We start from the raw sequence: 17,063 nt of genomic DNA, 5'->3' as shown, positions 1-17,063 counted from the left end.
GTACTGGTGTCTTTCTTCGAGTTCTTTCGCCACCCGTAGATTTGAGATTCATGTAAAGAAAGCTGTCTTGCTGTCGCAGCTACTCCCACTTTATCTGCTAACTTCAGGGCTTCTGCTTTAAATTCAGGGGAATGTTTAATTCTAGTTTTCTTAGTTGTCATTGTTCACCTCGTTAGTGATTGTACTCACTTAACTCAGTGTCCAAAACTGCTGGGGCGGATCATACATCGATAAACTTCTTTACCTACATTGTTTTTCAAAATCCTAAATCGATACTTTGGTGTCCACACTATGTGATATTGACATCTCCAAAATATGTGGGAAGCTTGATTATATCTGCTCATGTTATTTGTCCTCTTTGACTTCGCTAAAAATCAAGGGAGCATTTAACATGGGTAGAACTACAGGCAAAGCCAAACTGAATGATAACCACCTACTGAAGTAGGTGGTTTAGGGCTGAAAATAAAAAACGCTGACCGAAGTCAGCGTTTTTTTTAATTTTTCGGTTTGTGCGCGTCTGGGTTACCTTTGCAATCACCCGTCATGCTTTTACCGTAAAGGTATAAACTGTGGTTCGTTAGCTGAACGTTGTAACGCTTCGCTATCTCTTTTTGTCTCTCTTCGATGATGTCATCAGAGAACTCGATAACTTCGCCACAATCTAAACATACTAGGTGATCGTGGTGGTGCTGTGTTGAAAGTTCGAATACAGACTTACCGCCTTCAAAATGGTGGCGAGTTACAATGCCAGCGTCATCGAATTGGTTTAATACTCGATAAACGGTCGCGAGCCCGATCTCTTCACCTAAGTCGATCAGCTTTTTATATAAATCTTCAGCACTAATATGTTGGCAGTCTGGTTGTTGTAATACTTCTAAAATTTTGAGCCTTGGGAGGGTCACTTTAAGACCAGCATCTTTTAGCGCTTGATTATTGTCTGACATATACTTTCCTGTTGATGATCTGCAGCAATTAACAGAATTCAATATTAATACCATTATAGTTTAGTCAGGCATAACAATAAACCACGAACTTCAAAGGGTTACTAATCAACATCACAATCTGTTTTGTAAATTGGAAGTATCTCACTTATAGTGGAGGTACGACCAGTCAAGGTGGCGGTCATTCTAATATGAACACGGAATGTTGTTATGAATAAGCAACTTGCAAAAATATACAAACCAAACATCGTAAAATTCGCTCTTAATATCTGGCCTCCATTTTGGGGAGCAGGGATAAAGATAGCCCATATTAGTTCGGATTTTAGGGTAGTAAAAACAGTGCTTAAGTTGCGCTGGTGGAACAAAAATGCCAATCGTACTCAGTATGGCGGTAGCATATTTTCTCTCACGGATCCTGTTTACTCATTGATGTTAATGGGAATTTTAGGTGAAAGGTATTATGTGTGGGATAAAGAGGCGAGCATTAACTTCATTAAGCCTGGTCAGTCAGATCTGTATGCAGACTTTGAAATAAGCCAAGGTCAGCTTGATGAGATCTACCGTCAGACTCAACTTGGTGAGAAGTGTTTTCCTGAGTTTATTATTTATGTCAAAGATAAACAGGGCAATGTGGTCTCAGAAATTCAGCGTACGCTTTATGTCAGAAAGAAGCCACAATTCAGAGATGATGACGAAGCATTAGAAGCAGAGTGCTAATTTAGACAAACAGATCCTATATAGATAAATAGAAAAAAACCTCCAATTAGGAGGTTTTTTCATATCTAGAGAGTTGTCACTAATTGTAACAATGGACAACTGCCAGAGAATTAGTCTTCAAGCTCTGCTAGGCACATCTCTTCGTGGATTTGTTTAACCCAGTTAGATACACGCTCATCAGTTAGCTCTGGTTGACGGTCTTCATCGATACATAGACCAACGAATTGGCTGTCATCGCCTTCAACTAGACCTTTCGATGCTTCGAACTCGTAGCCTTCAGTAGAAGTGTAACCTAGGATAGTACCGCCTTTCGCTTCAACGATGTCACGGATAGTACCCATAGCATCACAGAAGTATTCTGCGTAATCTTCTTGGTCACCACAACCAAAGATAGCAACAAGCTTAGTTGAGAAATCAATAGCTTCTAGCTCTGGGAAGAAATCATCCCAATCACATTGTGCTTCACCGTAGTACCACGTAGGGATACCAAGCAGCAGTAGATCGAAGTTATCGATATCTTCTTTGCTGCTTTTTGCAATGTCTTGAACGTGAACGAGCTGTTTGCTCAATTGCTTTTGAATCATCTTAGCAACAGCTTCAGTGTTACCTGTATCGCTACCAAAGAAGAGACCTACACTTGCCATAGAATCATTACCTTTCATTTTGTCTGTTGTCGGTGTAATAAAGTTCGGAGGGGAATCGTTAGATCCCGGTTCCTTCCCAGCTTAGTTGGATTATCCCTTTGGCGATAAAACCTGCACAGCCAAGGAAAAGTACTAACCACACAATGCGACGACCAAATGGAGGAACATTTCCTTGCTTGAGAACGTCCTTAATTGCCATACCGATCAAAAAGAAAATCGCGGCAAATAGGAGATCTAAACCAACAGATTCAATGATGTTCATGTAGTCGTAAAGCATGGGAACCTTATATACCAATTTTGCTTGGGCGCACTATATCACTGTTGCGAGATAAAGTTAATGTGCAGTGATTACTCAGCTCTCATTTATCTGCATGAAAAAGCGCGCTTAAGCGATGAATTTTCGAATTGCTCTCAGCACTTCAGCTGGCTTTTCTGCGTGTAGCCAGTGGCCTGTATTCGCAATAACGTGCGCCTTTGCGTTAGAAAATTGCTGTTGTACCGCAGTTTGGTGCTCAGCCGTGAGGTAGTCAGAATCCCCACCTTTTATTAGTAAGGTTTTGACTGAGGTTTTGTCGATCGGTTCCCAACCAATGATGTGTGCATAGTTGGCGAGCAGAGATGCGACGTTAAAGCGCCACTCCATAATGCCTTGTTCTGACTTAAACAGTGACTTCGTTAAGAATTGGCGAACACCGTCTATTTCGATATGTTTGGCTAGCACTTTAAGAGCTTCGGCACGAGATACTGGCTTTTCTTCCATTACTGCCTGTAGGCCAGCGAATACGTTGTCGTGACGGCTTTGGGTGTAAGCGACCGGTGCCATGTCCAATACAATCAGTTTGCGCAGTTCTAGATGTTGGGTAAGCGCCATAGCAACTTTGCCGCCCATCGAATGACCAATGACAGTAACATCATTCAGCTCGAGATCTTTCAACAGTTGAGCGACATCTTGTGCCATCGCTTGGTAATTATGAGTATCGCTGTGGAAGGATTGTCCGTGGTTACGAAGATCGATACTTAGTACCTGATGATCGACTTTTAGATCCCTGGCCAGCAAGCCTAGGTTGTCCAGATTACCGAATAATCCATGGATCAAAACTATGGTGTGACCCTCACCTTCGATTTTATAGTTGAGCTGTACTGACATTTTTATCTTATTCATGGTGGGTTTGACGTAGAGTATCCGCGCGGATCTCGCTATAATCCCCCTGAGTTTAAACATTGAGATTGTGAAAAGCGAATGAAAACAATTGAGGTTGATGAGGACCTATACCGTTTTATTGCGGGTCAGACAGAACGTATTGGCGAAAGCGCTTCAGATATTCTGCGCCGCTTGTTACAGGTTGATAGCCAAGGCATGGCTCCGATCGAAGAGATCGTAGAGCCGAAAGGTATCGTTGTTAGCAAAGAGGTAGGCTTTACTCCAGAGAAGTTCGATGGCGTTAAAGAAATGCGCTCACTACTAATATCAGATGAGTTTGCGTCACTAAAGAAAGCCATTGATCGTTTCATGTTGGTGTTATCAACACTGCATAAAATCGACCCTGAAAGCTTTTCAGAAGCAACTCAAGTAAAAGGCCGTAAGCGTGTTTACTTTGCCGATAACGAAGCGACGTTGTTAGCAAACGGCAACACGACTAAGCCTAAAGCCATCCCACAAAGTCCTTTTTGGGTTATTACAAATAATAATACTAGCCGTAAGAGACAGATGGTTGAACAGCTTATGAGCCGCATGAATTTCCAAGCAGAATTGATCGAAAAAGTAACAGGTTCAATTTAACGAAATCTGATTTAAACCTCATAATATCCATGGATAAGAAGATATTATGAGGTTTTTTTGTTTTTAAATTTTATATATAAGGATGTCGAAAAATGGCTATGCACCCTCGTGCTGGGCAAAAAGCTCAGCAGGAAGATCTTCATAATATTCCGGCTTTAGTGGCTAACTATTTCTTACAGCAACCGGATGCGACTAACCCAGATCACAAAGTACTGTTTGGTACTTCAGGTCACCGTGGTACTGCAGACAAATCAACATTTAACGAAAACCACATTCTAGCGATTGCACAAGCAGTGGCTGAAGTGCGTGCTGAGCAAGGTACAACAGGTCCACTTTTCTTAGGTAAAGATACGCACGCGCTATCTGAACCTGCGTTTTCTACGGTAATCGAAGTACTTGTAGCGAACGATGTTGAAGTTATTATTCAAGAAAACAATGGCTTTACTCCAACACCTGGTATCTCGCACGCGATTCTTACGCACAACCTAGTGAATGACAAAAAAGCCGATGGCATTGTTATTACACCTTCACACAACCCACCTCAAGACGGCGGTATCAAATACAACCCGACACATGGTGGTCCTGCTGAAGCGGAACTAACGCAAGCTATTGAAGATCGTGCGAACGTTATTATTTCTGAGCAAATGCAAGGTGTTAAACGCACGCCTATCTCACAGGCTAAACAGTCTGAGTTAGTGAAAGAAGTCGACCTAGTTGCTCCATACGTTGCTGATTTAGTTAACGTGGTTGATATGGAAGCTATCCAGAAAGCGAACATCAAAATTGGTGTTGATCCACTGGGCGGAAGCGGCATCGATTACTGGCGTCAAATTGGTAAAGCGTACAACTTAGATCTTACTTTGGTAAGTGAAGCGGTTGACCCTTCTTTCCAATTCATGTCTCTAGATAAAGATGGCGTGGTTCGTATGGATTGTTCTTCACCATATGCAATGGCAGGCTTACTTGCGCTTAAAGATGAGTACGCACTAGCGTTTGGTAACGACCCAGATTACGATCGTCACGGTATTGTTACGCCTAAAGGCCTAATGAACCCTAACCACTTCCTAGCGGTTTGTATCGACTACCTATACCGTAACCGTGAAGGTTGGGGCAAAGAAGTGGCTGTTGGTAAAACTTTGGTATCAAGTGCATTGATCGACCGCGTAGTAGCTGATTTAGGTCGCGAACTTTGCGAAGTACCAGTTGGTTTCAAATGGTTCGTTGATGGCCTATACAACGGTCAGTTTGGCTTCGGCGGTGAAGAGAGTGCGGGTGCTTCTTTCTTACGTAAAGACGGTACACCTTGGTCAACAGATAAAGACGGCCTAATTCTTTGCCTATTGGCGGCTGAGATCACTGCGGTGACTGGTAAGAATCCACAAGAGTACTATGAAGAGCTAGCTGCTAAACACGGCGAATCTAAGTACAACCGTATTCAAGCGGTAGCAAATGGTGCGCAAAAAGACGTGCTTAAGAAGCTATCTCCAGAGATGGTATCTGCTGAAACACTTGCTGGTGATGCGATTACTGCTCGCTTGACGCATGCTCCTGGTAATGGTGCAGCAATCGGTGGTCTTAAAGTGACAACTGAAAATGGTTGGTTTGCTGCTCGTCCATCGGGCACGGAAGACATCTACAAAATCTACTGTGAGAGCTTTAAAGGTGAAGAACACCTAAAAGCGATCGAAGCAGAAGCTCAAGAGATTGTTAACCAAGTCTTTGCTGCTGCAGGTCTATAATCGAATACGATTCATAGCGTTATAAAGCAAATAATGGAAGGGTTGATGTGTAAGCATCAGCCCTTTTTAGTTGGTCGGATTGTGAATAACAAAGGAAGGGTAAACGAGAGCGTCTAACCATGTGGCCAACTTTGTGGCATCACAAACCAGAATTGACCAGACTTAGTTTGCCCATGAACGAAGCGGTCACCAAATTCTGTGATAGGTTCACCACTGAAATCATCCGTTCCTGCGGCCCATTGCTCTTTGGTTAGAGGGTAGAGTGTTTCGGTAATCTGGTGTGCCTGATTTTGATAGCACCAAAATCCGTTTACTTGGCTTGGGTTAATGTCGTAGCCCAAACACTCTGTAGGTACGTTTTGTTCTAGAAATGGATTGGTATAGAGGCGACCTTGCATCAAAAGATGTTTTGAGTCGACATCGATCTCTGGGTACTGCTCAATAAAGGCGGCTGAAGATGACATACCAAGCTGGTGGCTGAGCATTCTATCGAGCTTCTTATCTAATTGGTCATGAGAGTTTGGGCCGAACCATGTTTGCTCGTGAAGTAGGTAAAACTTAATTGCCACTTCCCAGTGTTCTAATTTTTGGCTACTTGTGTCTTCCAGGATAAAGTCGATTGCGCCGAGTGTTCTTCCCTCAACATTAATCTGAATTTCATCGTGCTTGATTGAATAATTATCCGAAGTGATGATGACTTGTTCACATAGGTGTTGGTAGAGGAAGCCTAATCTAGGGTTTCCATCATAAGTATGTGTATCGTCGAGCTTTTGGTGGTTTGAGAACACAGTGAGACCAGAAATGTGCGGCTTGATTTCTAGTAGCGGTGGTGAGCTAATCACCCATTGATAAAAGCGTTGCAGTTCGGTCATCGGTTCCTCGTAAACTTCAGTCATCTGTTCTCTAGAAACAGAGTGGAAGGGCTTTCGACATTCTACCCGTAAATTGATATAACGACGTTATTATAAAGGTAAGCTGGAAATAAAAATGAATAACTTACAATTAGAAAAGCTACTTAACGAAAAACTGCAGCCACAGCAGATTAAAGATTACTGCCCAAACGGTCTTCAAGTAGAAGGTACTGCTGAGGTAAAACGTATCGTTACTGGTGTCACGGCTTCACAAGCTTTGATCAATAAAGCGGTTGAGCTAAAGGTTGACGCTTTGTTAGTTCACCATGGTTTCTTTTGGAAAGGTGAGCCGGAAGCGATTCGCGGCATGAAAGGTAAGCGTATTCGTACCTTGATTAAAAACGATATCAACCTAATAGGCTACCATCTTCCTCTTGATATTCACCCCGAGCTTGGTAATAACGCAAAATTGGCAGAGTTACTTGAGATTGATGTTGAAGGTGGTTTGGAAGGGCACCCTCAGTCAGTCGCAATGTTTGGTAGATTGAAGACACCAATGACAGGTGCTGAGTTTGCAGCAAAAATTGATCAAGTGCTGAATCGTAAGCCGTTACATATTGCTCCAGAGAACGCCGATAAAATGATTGAAACAGTAGGTTGGTGTACTGGCGGTGGTCAAGACTACATTGAGCTTGCTGCTTCTCAAGGTATTGATGCATTTATCTCTGGCGAAATTTCCGAACGAACAACTTACTCGGCTCGTGAGCAAGATATCCATTATTTTGCTGCGGGTCACCATGCGACAGAACGCTACGGCGTGAAGGCACTAGGTGAGTGGTTAGCAAAAGAGCACGGCTTGGATGTTGAGTTTATCGATATCGACAACCCTGTTTAAGAATAGGTGTGGGATTAGGGATGCGAGTAGAGAGTGTCCCTTAAACCTTTGAGGAGCTTCGTAAGTTTCTATATACGCTTCGTGAGATTCCCAACTCACTCGTCCCTCGCTCTTGGGGATGACGAGCAACTATAAATTTGTATCCGCCTATGTGACGCGCTAGTCAGAACGCTAAAGGGGGATATCCGAATCAGTCATTCCCTAGACTGACGAAGGAGGGAGTAGGGAATCTCTTTGGGCTATCTACTCTTTGAATGAGATCCCCAACTCACTCGTTCCTCGTTCTTGAGGATGACAGAGTTACGAGCATATAAAAGAAAAGGGTTGATGCTTTCGCATCAACCCTTTTTAACAATCATACTTTAATCGCAATTATTCACGTTCGTGAAGTGCTTTAAAGTCACGTTGCTCTTCACCAGTGTATAGCTGACGAGGACGACCGATACGGTTTGTTGGGTCGCTGTGCATTTCGTTCCAGTGTGCAATCCAACCGATAGTACGAGACATCGCGAAGATTACTGTAAACATAGATACTGGAATACCGATAGCTTTCAGAATGATACCTGAGTAGAAGTCTACGTTCGGGTATAGCTTCTTAGACACAAAGTATTCATCAGAAAGAGCGATACGCTCAAGTTCCATTGCTACGTCAAGTAATGGATCTTGGATGTTTAGCTCTTTAAGTACTTCGTGACACGCTTCGCGCATTACTGTTGCACGTGGATCGTAGTTCTTGTAAACGCGGTGACCGAAGCCCATCAAACGGAATGGGTCATCTTTGTCTTTCGCTTTTGCAACATACTCTTCGATGTTATCTACGCTACCGATCTCTTCAAGCATACGTAGACATGCTTCGTTTGCACCACCGTGAGCTGGGCCCCAAAGTGATGCGATACCTGCTGCGATACATGCAAACGGGTTAGCACCAGATGAACCGGATAGACGTACTGTAGATGTCGAAGCGTTTTGTTCGTGGTCTGCGTGTAGGGTGAAAATCTTATCCATTGCACGAGCTACGATAGGGTTTACTTCGTACTCTTCACATGGGTTTGCGAACATCATGTGTAGGAAGTTTTCTGCATAGCTTAGGTCGTTGCGTGGGTAGATAAACGGCTGACCAATAGAATATTTGTAACACATTGCTGCCAGTGTTGGCATTTTTGAAATTAGACGGTAAGCCGCAATTTCACGGTGTGTATCGTTGTTGATATCAAGTGAGTCGTGGTAGAACGCTGCTAGAGCGCCTACTACACCACACATTACAGCCATAGGGTGAGCATCACGACGGAAGCCGTGGAAGAAACTAGCAATTTGCTCGTGTACCATAGTGTGACGTGTCACGGTAGTCTTGAACTTTTCGTATTCAGCTCGAGATGGGGCTTCACCGTAAAGAAGTATGTAACATACTTCTAAGTAATCAGCGTTATTGGCAAGTTGGTCAATTGGATAACCACGGTGTAAAAGGATACCTTTACCACCGTCAATAAAAGTGATTTGAGACTCACAAGATGCAGTGGCAAGAAAACCAGGGTCAAAAGTGAAAAAACCATTAGAACCTAGTGTACGAACATCGATCACTGGAGTACCTAGTACACCTTCTGTAATCGGCAGCTCGATTGGCGCTTGACCTTCAATGTGAAGGGTAGCTTTCTTATCCGCCATAACAATCTCCTTTGTTTATTATTTAATCCGTCCAGGATGTTTATGTGCCATTTTTTTACTGGTCTTACGTGGGAAAGTCAATTTTTCTGCAGCTTTGTGTGCACTTGTTAGTGTTTTTTACATTAAATTCGTTAAAAATCTGGTCTGTGTAGCATTATTTGTTACATCAATTGTATTAGAATGTTGCCGACCGTATAGTGGCGATGAAAAATTTGGTTAAAACCTTATAAATGCAAGGCTAAGAAGAAATGTGAGGTGTCTATCTTAATCTTGTTGTTAACAATTATTTTACAATTATCTAAGGCTCAACTTCAGTTATTTGTTAAGTTAATGTTAAATTTTGAAGGTTTGCGATCAAATTTTGTCCATAACAATATCATAAGGTTATTTAATGACCATAATGCTCAATGGAGCTGAGTGAGCAAGCCCGTGAAAGAAAGAAAGACAAGACCTGTTAATTTAGATTTACAGACCATCCACTTTCCGATCACTGCAATAGCTTCCATCCTACACCGTGTGTCTGGGGTGATTACTTTTGTTGCGATTGGAATTTTGCTTTGGTTACTATCCATTTCCCTCTCATCCCCAGTAGGCTTTATGGAAGCTAGCGACATTGTCGATGGTTTCTTAGTGAAGTTTATTCTGTGGGGCATTTTAACCGCTTTGGCTTACCACATTGCTGGTGGTATTCGTCACCTTCTTATGGACTTAGGTCACTTTGAAGAGCTGGAATCTGGCGCGAAGAGCGCTAAGGTTGCATTCGCAGCGACAGCGGTATTGTCTCTACTAGCGGGGATCTTAGTATGGTAAACAACGTTTCGACATTTGGCCGTAATGGCGTTCACGATTTCTTATTGATTCGTGCAACTGCAATCATTATGACGCTATATACAATTTATTTGGTGAGCTTTTGTGCCTTCACCGATATCTCTTACGTATCATGGACTCAGTTCTTTGGTGGAACCTTCACTAAAGTATTTACCATGTTAGCGCTTACTTCGGTTCTTGTTCACGCTTGGATCGGCCTATGGCAAGTGCTAACCGACTACATCAAGTGCGCTAAACTGCGTGTTGGTCTTCAAGTAGGTGTAGTTGCGGTTCTTCTTGGATATTTATTCTCTGGTCTGTTTATTTTGTGGGGTGCGTAAGTGACTATTCCTGTTCGTGAGTTTGATGCCGTAGTTATCGGCGCTGGTGGTGCTGGTATGCGTGCCGCACTGCAAATTTCAGAGCAAGGCCTATCATGTGCATTGCTTTCTAAAGTTTTCCCAACTCGTTCTCATACCGTATCTGCTCAAGGTGGTATTACGGTTGCGCTAGGTAATGCGCACGAAGATCACTGGGAACAACACATGTACGACACAGTAAAAGGTTCTGATTACATCGGTGACCAAGATGCTATCGAATACATGTGTAAAAATGGCCCAGAATCAGTTATCGAACTAGAAAAGATGGGTCTTCCATTTTCTCGTTTCGACAACGGCACCATTTACCAACGTCCTTTTGGTGGCCAATCGAAAAACTTTGGTGGTGAGCAAGCGGCTCGTACCGCTGCAGCAGCTGACCGTACTGGTCACGCATTGCTACACACGCTTTACCAACAAAACATCAAACACAAAACAACCGTGTTCTCTGAGTGGTACGCGCTTGATCTTGTGAAGAACGAAGATGGTGCCATTCTTGGTACAACAGCACTTTGCATGGAAACAGGTGAAGTATGCTACTTCAAAGCGAAAGCAACGATCTTAGCGACTGGCGGTGCTGGTCGTATCTACGCATCGACAACTAACGCACACATCAATACTGGTGATGGTGTTGGCATGGCGATTCGTGCTGGCGTTCCAATGCAAGATATCGAAATGTGGCAGTTCCACCCAACGGGTATTGCTGGCGCAGGTGTTCTTGTAACAGAAGGCTGTCGTGGTGAAGGTGGTTACCTTCTAAATAAAGACGGCGAACGTTTCATGGAACGTTACGCTCCAAACGCGAAAGACTTAGCGGGTCGTGACGTTGTTGCTCGTTCAATGATGGTTGAAATCCGTGAAGGTCGTGGTTGTGACGGCCCTTGGGGTCCACATATCAAACTGAAACTGGACCACCTAGGTAAAGAAACACTTGAGTCTCGTCTACCTGGTGTATGTGAACTGTCTCGTACATTCGCACACGTTGATCCAGTAAAAGAGCCAATCCCAGTAATCCCAACATGTCACTACATGATGGGTGGTGTACCAACACAAGTTTCTGGCCAAGCGATTAAGCAGGGTGCAGATGGTAGCGATGTAGAAGTACAAGGTCTATTTGCTTGTGGTGAGATTGCTTCAGTATCAGTACACGGTGCTAACCGTCTAGGTGGTAACTCACTGCTTGATTTGGTTGTATTCGGTCGTGCGACAGGTCTGCACCTAGGTGAGACTCTGAAGAAGCAAGCTGATGCGAAACCGGCAACGGAAGAAGATATCGCTCGTTCTCTAGAGCGCTACAACCGTTGGGAAAACAGCACAGACGGCGAAGATCCAGCGCAAATCCGTAAAGATCTACAGCAATGTATGCAGAACAACTTCTCTGTATTCCGTGAAGGTCAAGCAATGGCTGACGGCCTAGAAGAGCTTAAAGCGATTCGTGAGCGTCTGAAGAATGCACACCTTTCAGATAAGTCTACTGAGTTCAACACGCAGCGTATTGAGTGTCTAGAGCTTGAAAACCTAATGGAAACAGCTTACGCGACAGCTGTGGCGGCAAACTACCGCACAGAAAGCCGTGGTGCACATGCTCGTTTTGACTTCCCTGATCGTGATGATGAGCAATGGCTATGCCACACGCTTTACAATCCTGAGTCAGAAAGCATGACTAAGCGTAACGTAAACATGGAACCTATCCATCGTGAAGCGTTCCCGCCAAAAGCACGTACGTACTAAGGAGACATGACCATGAAACTGAATTTCTCTTTATACCGTTACAATCCAGATGTCGACCAAAAGCCTTACATGAAGGAATACACCCTAGAGGTGGATGAAGGTTCAGACATGATGCTTCTGGATGCGCTTATTCTATTGAAAGAACAAGATCCAACGATCGCTTTCCGCCGCTCATGCCGTGAAGGTGTATGTGGTTCGGATGGTCTGAACATGAATGGTAAAAACGGTCTAGCGTGTATCACGCCTCTATCTGCTTTGAAAGGCGATAAGATCGTGATTCGCCCGCTGCCTGGCTTACCAGTTGTTCGTGACCTGATTGTCGACATGACTCAGTTCTACGATAACTACGAAAAAGTAAAACCATTCTTAGTGTCTGATGGCAATACACCACCACCGGCACGTGAAAACTTACAAAGCCCTGATGAGCGTGCTCATTTAGATGGACTGTACGAATGTATCATGTGTGCATGTTGTACAACGTCATGCCCATCGTTCTGGTGGAACCCTGACAAGTTCATCGGACCAGCAGGCCTACTTGCCGCGTACCGTTGGCTAATTGATAGCCGAGATACTGCGACAGATGAACGTTTGTCTGATCTTGATGATGCATTTAGCGTTTTTCGTTGCCATGGCATCATGAATTGTGTAAGTGTTTGTCCTAAGGGATTAAATCCGACGAAAGCGATTGGTCACATCAAGACCATGTTAGTGAATCGTTCGGTTTAAGTTATAAAAAAAATTGCCGCCCTAGAAGTTTTGGGGCGGCCTTTTAATAGCTCGGCATAGACCGCAGCAAACGTGAAAACTACTGGTTAAGGGAAAATATGCACAACGGCGTGATGAAGGCATGGCTCGAGTCTTCACACTTGGCTGGCGCCAATGCAACGTACGTAGAAGAACTCTATGAACTGTATCTAAGTGACCCCGATTCGGTAAGTGACGAATGGAGAAGTGTTTTTGAAGAATTGCCTGTGCAAGCTTCAGAAGCGGTGGAACAACCACACTCTCGTGTTCGTGAATACTTCCGTCGACTCGCTCAAGAAACAAAGCATTACAGTGTCCAAGTTAGTGATCCAGATGTCGATGCGAAACAAGTAAAAGTTCTGCAACTGATTAATGCTTATCGATTCCGAGGGCATCAAGCAGCAAATCTAGACCCCCTAGGTTTATGGAAGAGAGCGACAGTTGATGAACTGGACCCTTCTTTCCACACTCTTACCGAAGAAGACCTCAATGAGACGTTTAACGTCGGCTCTTACGCGATTGGCCAAGAGACGATGGTGCTTAAAGATTTACACAAATCTCTAAAGCAAACGTACTGTGGTTCGATTGGTGCTGAATACATGCACATGACTAATACAGAGCAAAAACGTTGGATTCAACAACGTTTAGAGTCTGTGTCTGGTCAACCCTCTTTCAACAAAGAAGAAAAGCAAGCTTTCCTAGAAGAGCTAACGGCTGCTGAAGGTCTTGAGCGCTACCTTGGTGCGAAATTCCCAGGCGCGAAACGCTTCTCGTTGGAAGGTGGTGATGCGCTTATCCCAATGACGAAAGAGATCATTCGTCATGCTGGTGGACAAGGTATGCGTGAAGTCGTTGTTGGTATGGCTCACCGTGGTCGTCTAAACATGCTGGTTAACGTGCTTGGTAAAAAGCCGCAAGACCTGTTTGACGAATTCGCGGGTAAACACGATGAAACGTGGGGTACTGGTGATGTGAAATACCACCAAGGTTTCTCTGCGGATTTCGCGACACCGGGCGGTAACGTTCACTTAGCACTAGCATTTAACCCATCACACTTAGAAATCGTAAACCCAGTGGTTATCGGTTCAGTACGTGCACGTCAAGATCGCCTAGGCGATACTGATGGTAGCCGTGTACTGCCAATCACGATTCACGGTGACTCAGCAATTGCTGGTCAAGGTGTTGTGCAAGAGACGTTTAACATGTCTCAAGCTCGTGGTTTCTGTGTAGGTGGTACGGTTCGCATCGTTGTAAACAACCAAGTTGGTTTTACAACATCTAACCCTCGCGACACGCGTTCTACGATGTACTGTACTGATATCGCTAAGATGGTACAGGCTCCGATTTTCCACGTTAATGCTGATGATCCTGAAGCGGTTGCTTTTGTTGCTCGCTTAGCGCTGGATTACCGTAATACCTTCAAACGTGATGTCGTTATCGACCTAGTTTGTTACCGTCGCCACGGTCACAACGAAGCCGATGAGCCGAATGCAACACAGCCTTTGATGTACCAAAAAATCAAGAAGCACCCAACACCACGTAAGCTGTATGCTGATGTGCTAATGGAGCGCGGTGAGTTTGGTATTGATACAGCAACTCAACTGGTTAACGAATATCGTGATGCACTTGATCACGGTGAAGTTGTGGTTAAAGAGTGGCGCCCAATGGCACTTCACTCAGTAGACTGGTCTCCTTACCTAGGTCACGACTGGAATATCGACTGGGATAACAAAGTTGATATCGAGCGTCTAAAAGAGCTTGGTACTAAGATCTGTCAATATCCAGAAAGCCACAAGCTACAAAGCCGAGTCAATAAACTGTACAACGATCGTACTGCCATGGTGAATGGTGAGAAACAAGTCGATTGGGGTATGGCTGAAACTCTGGCTTACGCAACACTTGTTGACGATGGCAAGCGTATTCGTATCTCTGGCCAAGATTCAGGCCGTGGTACTTTCTTCCACCGTCACTCAGTACTACACAACCAATCAGACGCAAGCACGTATGTTCCTCTTGCGAATATTCATGATAAGCAGGGCCCATTCCAAGTATTTGACTCGGTATTGTCTGAAGAAGCAGTGCTAGCGTTCGAGTATGGCTATGCAACAGCAGAGCCAAGCGGTCTAACCCTTTGGGAAGCACAATTTGGTGACTTCGCAAACGGTGCACAAGTTGTTATTGACCAATTTATTTCGTCAGGTGAGCAAAAGTGGGCACGTCTATGTGGCCTAACTATGCTGCTTCCTCACGGTTATGAAGGGCAAGGTCCAGAGCACTCTTCTGCACGTCTTGAGCGTTACCTTCAATTATGTGCTGAACAAAATATGCAGGTTGTTGTTCCTTCAACACCAGCACAGGTTTACCACATGATTCGCCGTCAGGTTGTTCGACCAATGCGTCGTCCACTGATTGTAATGTCACCTAAGTCATTGCTTCGTCACCCGCTGTGTACGTCTTCTCTAGAAGACCTAGCAGACGGTACGTTCCAACCAGCTATCGCAGAGATTGACGATATCGCTCCTGAGAACGTAAAACGCGTCGTATTCTGCTCAGGTAAGGTTTACTTCGACCTACTTGACCAAAGACGTAAGAACGAGCAAGACGACGTTGCTATTGTTCGTATTGAGCAGCTATACCCATTCCCTTACGAGGATGTTCGCGCTGCAATTGCACAATACACAAATGTCGTTGATTACGTTTGGTGTCAAGAAGAGCCTCAGAACCAAGGTGCTTGGTACAGCAGCCAACATAACTTCCGAGCTGCTATCCCAGTAGGCGCTGATATTCAATACGCAGGTCGTCCTGCATCAGCATCACCAGCTGTAGGCTATATGTCGGTACACTTGAAACAACAAAAAGCGTTAGTAGATGACGCTCTGACCCTACCAAAGAACTAGAAGTAAAAGGAAAATACAGACATGACAATTGAAATTCTGGTTCCAGATTTACCTGAATCTGTGGCTGATGCAACAGTTGCTACTTGGCACAAAAAACCAGGCGAAGCGGTTGCACGTGATGAAGTCATTGTAGATATCGAAACAGACAAAGTAGTTCTAGAAGTACCAGCTCCTGAAGCGGGTGTTCTGGAAGCGATTATTGAAGACGAAGGTGCTACGGTACTTTCTAAGCAGCTTATTGCTAAGTTGAAGCCTGGCGCGGTTGCAGGTGAGCCAACGACTGATACAACAGAAGAAACAGAAGCATCTCCTGATAAGCGTCACAAAGCGGCGCTAACAGAAGAGAGCAACGACGCACTAAGCCCAGCTGTACGCCGCCTACTAGCTGAGCACAACCTACAACCAGCTGACGTTAAAGGCACTGGTGTTGGTGGTCGTATTACTCGTGAAGACATCGACGCACACCTAGCGGCAGCGAAAGCGGCACCGGCAGCAGCTGCACCAGCGGTTGAAGCGCCAGCGGCGGCTCGTAGCCAGAAGCGCGTGCCTATGACTCGCCTACGTAAGACAGTTGCAAACCGTCTTCTAGAAGCGAAGAACAGCACAGCAATGCTGACGACTTTCAACGAAGTAAACATGAAGCCAATCATGGACCTTCGTAAGCAGTACAAAGACCAATTCGAGAAGCGTCACGACACGCGTCTTGGTTTCATGTCTTTCTACGTGAAAGCGGTAACTGAAGCGCTTAAGCGTTACCCAGAAGTAAACGCATCTATCGACGGTGATGATATCGTTTACCACAACTACTTCGACATCAGCATGGCGGTATCTACGCCACGTGGTCTAGTGACTCCAGTACTAAAAGACTGTGACACACTAGGTTTTGCTGACATCGAAAAAGGCATCAAAGAGCTAGCGATCAAAGGCCGTGACGGCAAGCTAACTGTTGATGAGCTAATGGGTGGTAACTTCACTATCACAAACGGTGGTGTATTTGGCTCTCTAATGTCTACGCCAATCATCAACCCGCCTCAAGCGGCAATCCTGGGTATGCACAAAATCCAAGAGCGTCCAATGGCTGTTGACGGCAAAGTAGAAATTCTACCAATGATGTACCTAGCGCTTTCTTACGACCACCGTCTAATCGATGGCCGTGAATCAGTTGGCTTCCTAGTGACCATCAAAGAGCTTCTAGAAGATCCTGCGCGTCTGCTATTAGACGTTTAGTATCGCTAAAACGTCTAGTTACTCCAGTTAGCTAGACGTTAAAAGTTTCAA

Annotated in this window: 17 protein-coding genes and 1 pseudogene; 10 read left to right on the top strand and 8 right to left on the bottom strand. The window is 44.5% G+C overall.

Annotated features, from left to right (window positions below; genetic code table 11):
* The 3 genes and pseudogenes from L1D55_RS12330 to fcrX all read right to left on the bottom strand — a co-directional run.
* Positions 1-161 (bottom strand): transposase (locus tag L1D55_RS12330; RefSeq protein WP_239917603.1); only part of this gene is annotated, 161 nt, incomplete at its 3' end.
* Between the two features lie 60 nt (positions 162-221).
* Positions 222-344, bottom strand: a pseudogene (locus tag L1D55_RS12325) (transposase); the annotation flags it as partial.
* Between the two features lie 150 nt (positions 345-494).
* Complete coding sequence (gene fcrX, locus L1D55_RS12320; protein WP_004737897.1) at positions 495-944, bottom strand: ferric iron uptake transcriptional regulator FcrX; 450 nt, start codon at positions 942-944, stop codon at positions 495-497.
* A 207-nt stretch (positions 945-1,151) separates the two neighbouring features.
* Here fcrX and L1D55_RS12315 point away from each other — a divergent pair, with 207 nt between their 5' ends.
* Positions 1,152-1,658, top strand: a complete 507-nt coding sequence (locus L1D55_RS12315) for a DUF4442 domain-containing protein (protein ID WP_004737898.1) — start codon at positions 1,152-1,154, stop codon at positions 1,656-1,658.
* Positions 1,659-1,768: 110 nt separating this feature from the next.
* Here the strand turns inward: L1D55_RS12315 and fldA are convergent, their stop codons facing one another.
* The 3 genes from fldA to L1D55_RS12300 all read right to left on the bottom strand — a co-directional run bounded on the left by fldA (position 1,769) and on the right by L1D55_RS12300 (position 3,449).
* The gene (fldA, locus tag L1D55_RS12310) at positions 1,769-2,302 is read right to left on the bottom strand and encodes a flavodoxin FldA (RefSeq protein ID WP_004737899.1); all 534 of its coding nucleotides are present in this window, start codon (positions 2,300-2,302) and stop codon (positions 1,769-1,771) included.
* A 58-nt stretch (positions 2,303-2,360) separates the two neighbouring features.
* Positions 2,361-2,579, bottom strand: coding sequence for a DUF2788 domain-containing protein (locus tag L1D55_RS12305; RefSeq protein ID WP_004737900.1), 219 nt, complete (start codon positions 2,577-2,579; stop codon positions 2,361-2,363).
* Positions 2,580-2,687: 108 nt separating this feature from the next.
* A complete protein-coding gene (locus tag L1D55_RS12300) occupies positions 2,688-3,449 on the bottom strand; it encodes an alpha/beta fold hydrolase (RefSeq protein ID WP_239917599.1) in 762 nt (253 codons plus the stop codon).
* Positions 3,450-3,542: 93 nt separating this feature from the next.
* Between L1D55_RS12300 and seqA the strand changes: the two genes are divergently transcribed.
* Together seqA and pgm are read left to right on the top strand one after the other, a co-directional pair.
* Entirely contained in the window at positions 3,543-4,082 is a 540-nt protein-coding gene (gene seqA / locus L1D55_RS12295) for a replication initiation negative regulator SeqA (RefSeq protein ID WP_004737903.1), read from the top strand.
* 92 nt (positions 4,083-4,174) lie between these two features.
* Positions 4,175-5,821 carry a phosphoglucomutase (alpha-D-glucose-1,6-bisphosphate-dependent) gene (pgm, locus tag L1D55_RS12290; protein ID WP_239917598.1) on the top strand — a complete coding sequence of 549 codons (1,647 nt, stop codon included), beginning with the start codon at positions 4,175-4,177 and terminating at the stop codon, positions 5,819-5,821.
* A 113-nt stretch (positions 5,822-5,934) separates the two neighbouring features.
* Here the strand turns inward: pgm and L1D55_RS12285 are convergent, their stop codons facing one another.
* A complete protein-coding gene (locus L1D55_RS12285) occupies positions 5,935-6,693 on the bottom strand; it encodes a DUF1853 family protein (protein ID WP_239917602.1) in 759 nt (252 codons plus the stop codon).
* 115 nt (positions 6,694-6,808) lie between these two features.
* On the opposite strand from L1D55_RS12285, the gene L1D55_RS12280 reads away from it, so the two are divergent.
* Positions 6,809-7,567, top strand: coding sequence for a Nif3-like dinuclear metal center hexameric protein (locus tag L1D55_RS12280; RefSeq protein WP_239917597.1), 759 nt, complete (start codon positions 6,809-6,811; stop codon positions 7,565-7,567).
* A 372-nt stretch (positions 7,568-7,939) separates the two neighbouring features.
* Here the strand turns inward: L1D55_RS12280 and L1D55_RS12275 are convergent, their stop codons facing one another.
* Complete coding sequence (locus L1D55_RS12275; protein ID WP_004737907.1) at positions 7,940-9,229, bottom strand: citrate synthase; 1,290 nt, start codon at positions 9,227-9,229, stop codon at positions 7,940-7,942.
* Positions 9,230-9,646: 417 nt separating this feature from the next.
* Between L1D55_RS12275 and sdhC the strand changes: the two genes are divergently transcribed.
* The 6 genes from sdhC to odhB all read left to right on the top strand — a co-directional run bounded on the left by sdhC (position 9,647) and on the right by odhB (position 17,012).
* Positions 9,647-10,039, top strand: a complete 393-nt coding sequence (gene sdhC, locus L1D55_RS12270) for a succinate dehydrogenase cytochrome b556 subunit (RefSeq protein ID WP_239917596.1) — start codon at positions 9,647-9,649, stop codon at positions 10,037-10,039.
* Positions 10,033-10,377: a succinate dehydrogenase, hydrophobic membrane anchor protein gene (gene sdhD / locus L1D55_RS12265; protein WP_239917595.1), complete on the top strand. Its 345-nt coding sequence runs from the start codon at positions 10,033-10,035 to the stop codon at positions 10,375-10,377. Before sdhC ends, sdhD begins: the two co-directional genes overlap by 7 nt.
* On the top strand, positions 10,378-12,144 hold the full coding sequence (sdhA, locus tag L1D55_RS12260; protein WP_239917594.1) for a succinate dehydrogenase flavoprotein subunit: 1,767 nt from the start codon (positions 10,378-10,380) through the stop codon (positions 12,142-12,144).
* Positions 12,145-12,156: 12 nt separating this feature from the next.
* Positions 12,157-12,870 (top strand): succinate dehydrogenase iron-sulfur subunit, encoded by a 714-nt coding sequence (locus L1D55_RS12255; protein WP_239917593.1) that lies wholly within the window; start codon positions 12,157-12,159, stop codon positions 12,868-12,870.
* Between the two features lie 98 nt (positions 12,871-12,968).
* Positions 12,969-15,785, top strand: coding sequence for a 2-oxoglutarate dehydrogenase E1 component (gene sucA, locus L1D55_RS12250; protein WP_128159791.1), 2,817 nt, complete (start codon positions 12,969-12,971; stop codon positions 15,783-15,785).
* A 21-nt stretch (positions 15,786-15,806) separates the two neighbouring features.
* Entirely contained in the window at positions 15,807-17,012 is a 1,206-nt protein-coding gene (gene odhB / locus L1D55_RS12245; protein ID WP_004737917.1) for a 2-oxoglutarate dehydrogenase complex dihydrolipoyllysine-residue succinyltransferase, read from the top strand.
* Positions 17,013-17,063 lie beyond the last annotated feature (51 nt).

Source organism: Vibrio sp. Isolate22 (assembly GCF_022398115.1).
Taxonomy (GTDB): domain Bacteria; phylum Pseudomonadota; class Gammaproteobacteria; order Enterobacterales; family Vibrionaceae; genus Vibrio.
The sequence above is the reverse complement of the archived record's forward strand: the minus strand, read 5'-3'. Positions and strand labels throughout refer to the sequence as shown.

What these genes read in the sequence shown, in the direction of transcription:
- fcrX (WP_004737897.1), bottom strand. Translation starts at nt 944, where the DNA reads ATGTCAGACAATAATCAAGCGCTAAAAGATGCTGGTCTTAAAGTGACC.
- L1D55_RS12315 (WP_004737898.1), top strand. Translation starts at nt 1,152, where the DNA reads ATGAATAAGCAACTTGCAAAAATATACAAACCAAACATCGTAAAATTC.
- fldA (WP_004737899.1), bottom strand. Translation starts at nt 2,302, where the DNA reads ATGGCAAGTGTAGGTCTCTTCTTTGGTAGCGATACAGGTAACACTGAA.
- L1D55_RS12305 (WP_004737900.1), bottom strand. Translation starts at nt 2,579, where the DNA reads ATGCTTTACGACTACATGAACATCATTGAATCTGTTGGTTTAGATCTC.
- L1D55_RS12300 (WP_239917599.1), bottom strand. Translation starts at nt 3,449, where the DNA reads ATGTCAGTACAGCTCAACTATAAAATCGAAGGTGAGGGTCACACCATA.
- seqA (WP_004737903.1), top strand. Translation starts at nt 3,543, where the DNA reads ATGAAAACAATTGAGGTTGATGAGGACCTATACCGTTTTATTGCGGGT.
- pgm (WP_239917598.1), top strand. Translation starts at nt 4,175, where the DNA reads ATGGCTATGCACCCTCGTGCTGGGCAAAAAGCTCAGCAGGAAGATCTT.
- L1D55_RS12285 (WP_239917602.1), bottom strand. Translation starts at nt 6,693, where the DNA reads ATGACCGAACTGCAACGCTTTTATCAATGGGTGATTAGCTCACCACCG.
- L1D55_RS12280 (WP_239917597.1), top strand. Translation starts at nt 6,809, where the DNA reads ATGAATAACTTACAATTAGAAAAGCTACTTAACGAAAAACTGCAGCCA.
- L1D55_RS12275 (WP_004737907.1), bottom strand. Translation starts at nt 9,229, where the DNA reads ATGGCGGATAAGAAAGCTACCCTTCACATTGAAGGTCAAGCGCCAATC.
- sdhD (WP_239917595.1), top strand. Translation starts at nt 10,033, where the DNA reads ATGGTAAACAACGTTTCGACATTTGGCCGTAATGGCGTTCACGATTTC.
- L1D55_RS12255 (WP_239917593.1), top strand. Translation starts at nt 12,157, where the DNA reads ATGAAACTGAATTTCTCTTTATACCGTTACAATCCAGATGTCGACCAA.
- sucA (WP_128159791.1), top strand. Translation starts at nt 12,969, where the DNA reads ATGCACAACGGCGTGATGAAGGCATGGCTCGAGTCTTCACACTTGGCT.
- odhB (WP_004737917.1), top strand. Translation starts at nt 15,807, where the DNA reads ATGACAATTGAAATTCTGGTTCCAGATTTACCTGAATCTGTGGCTGAT.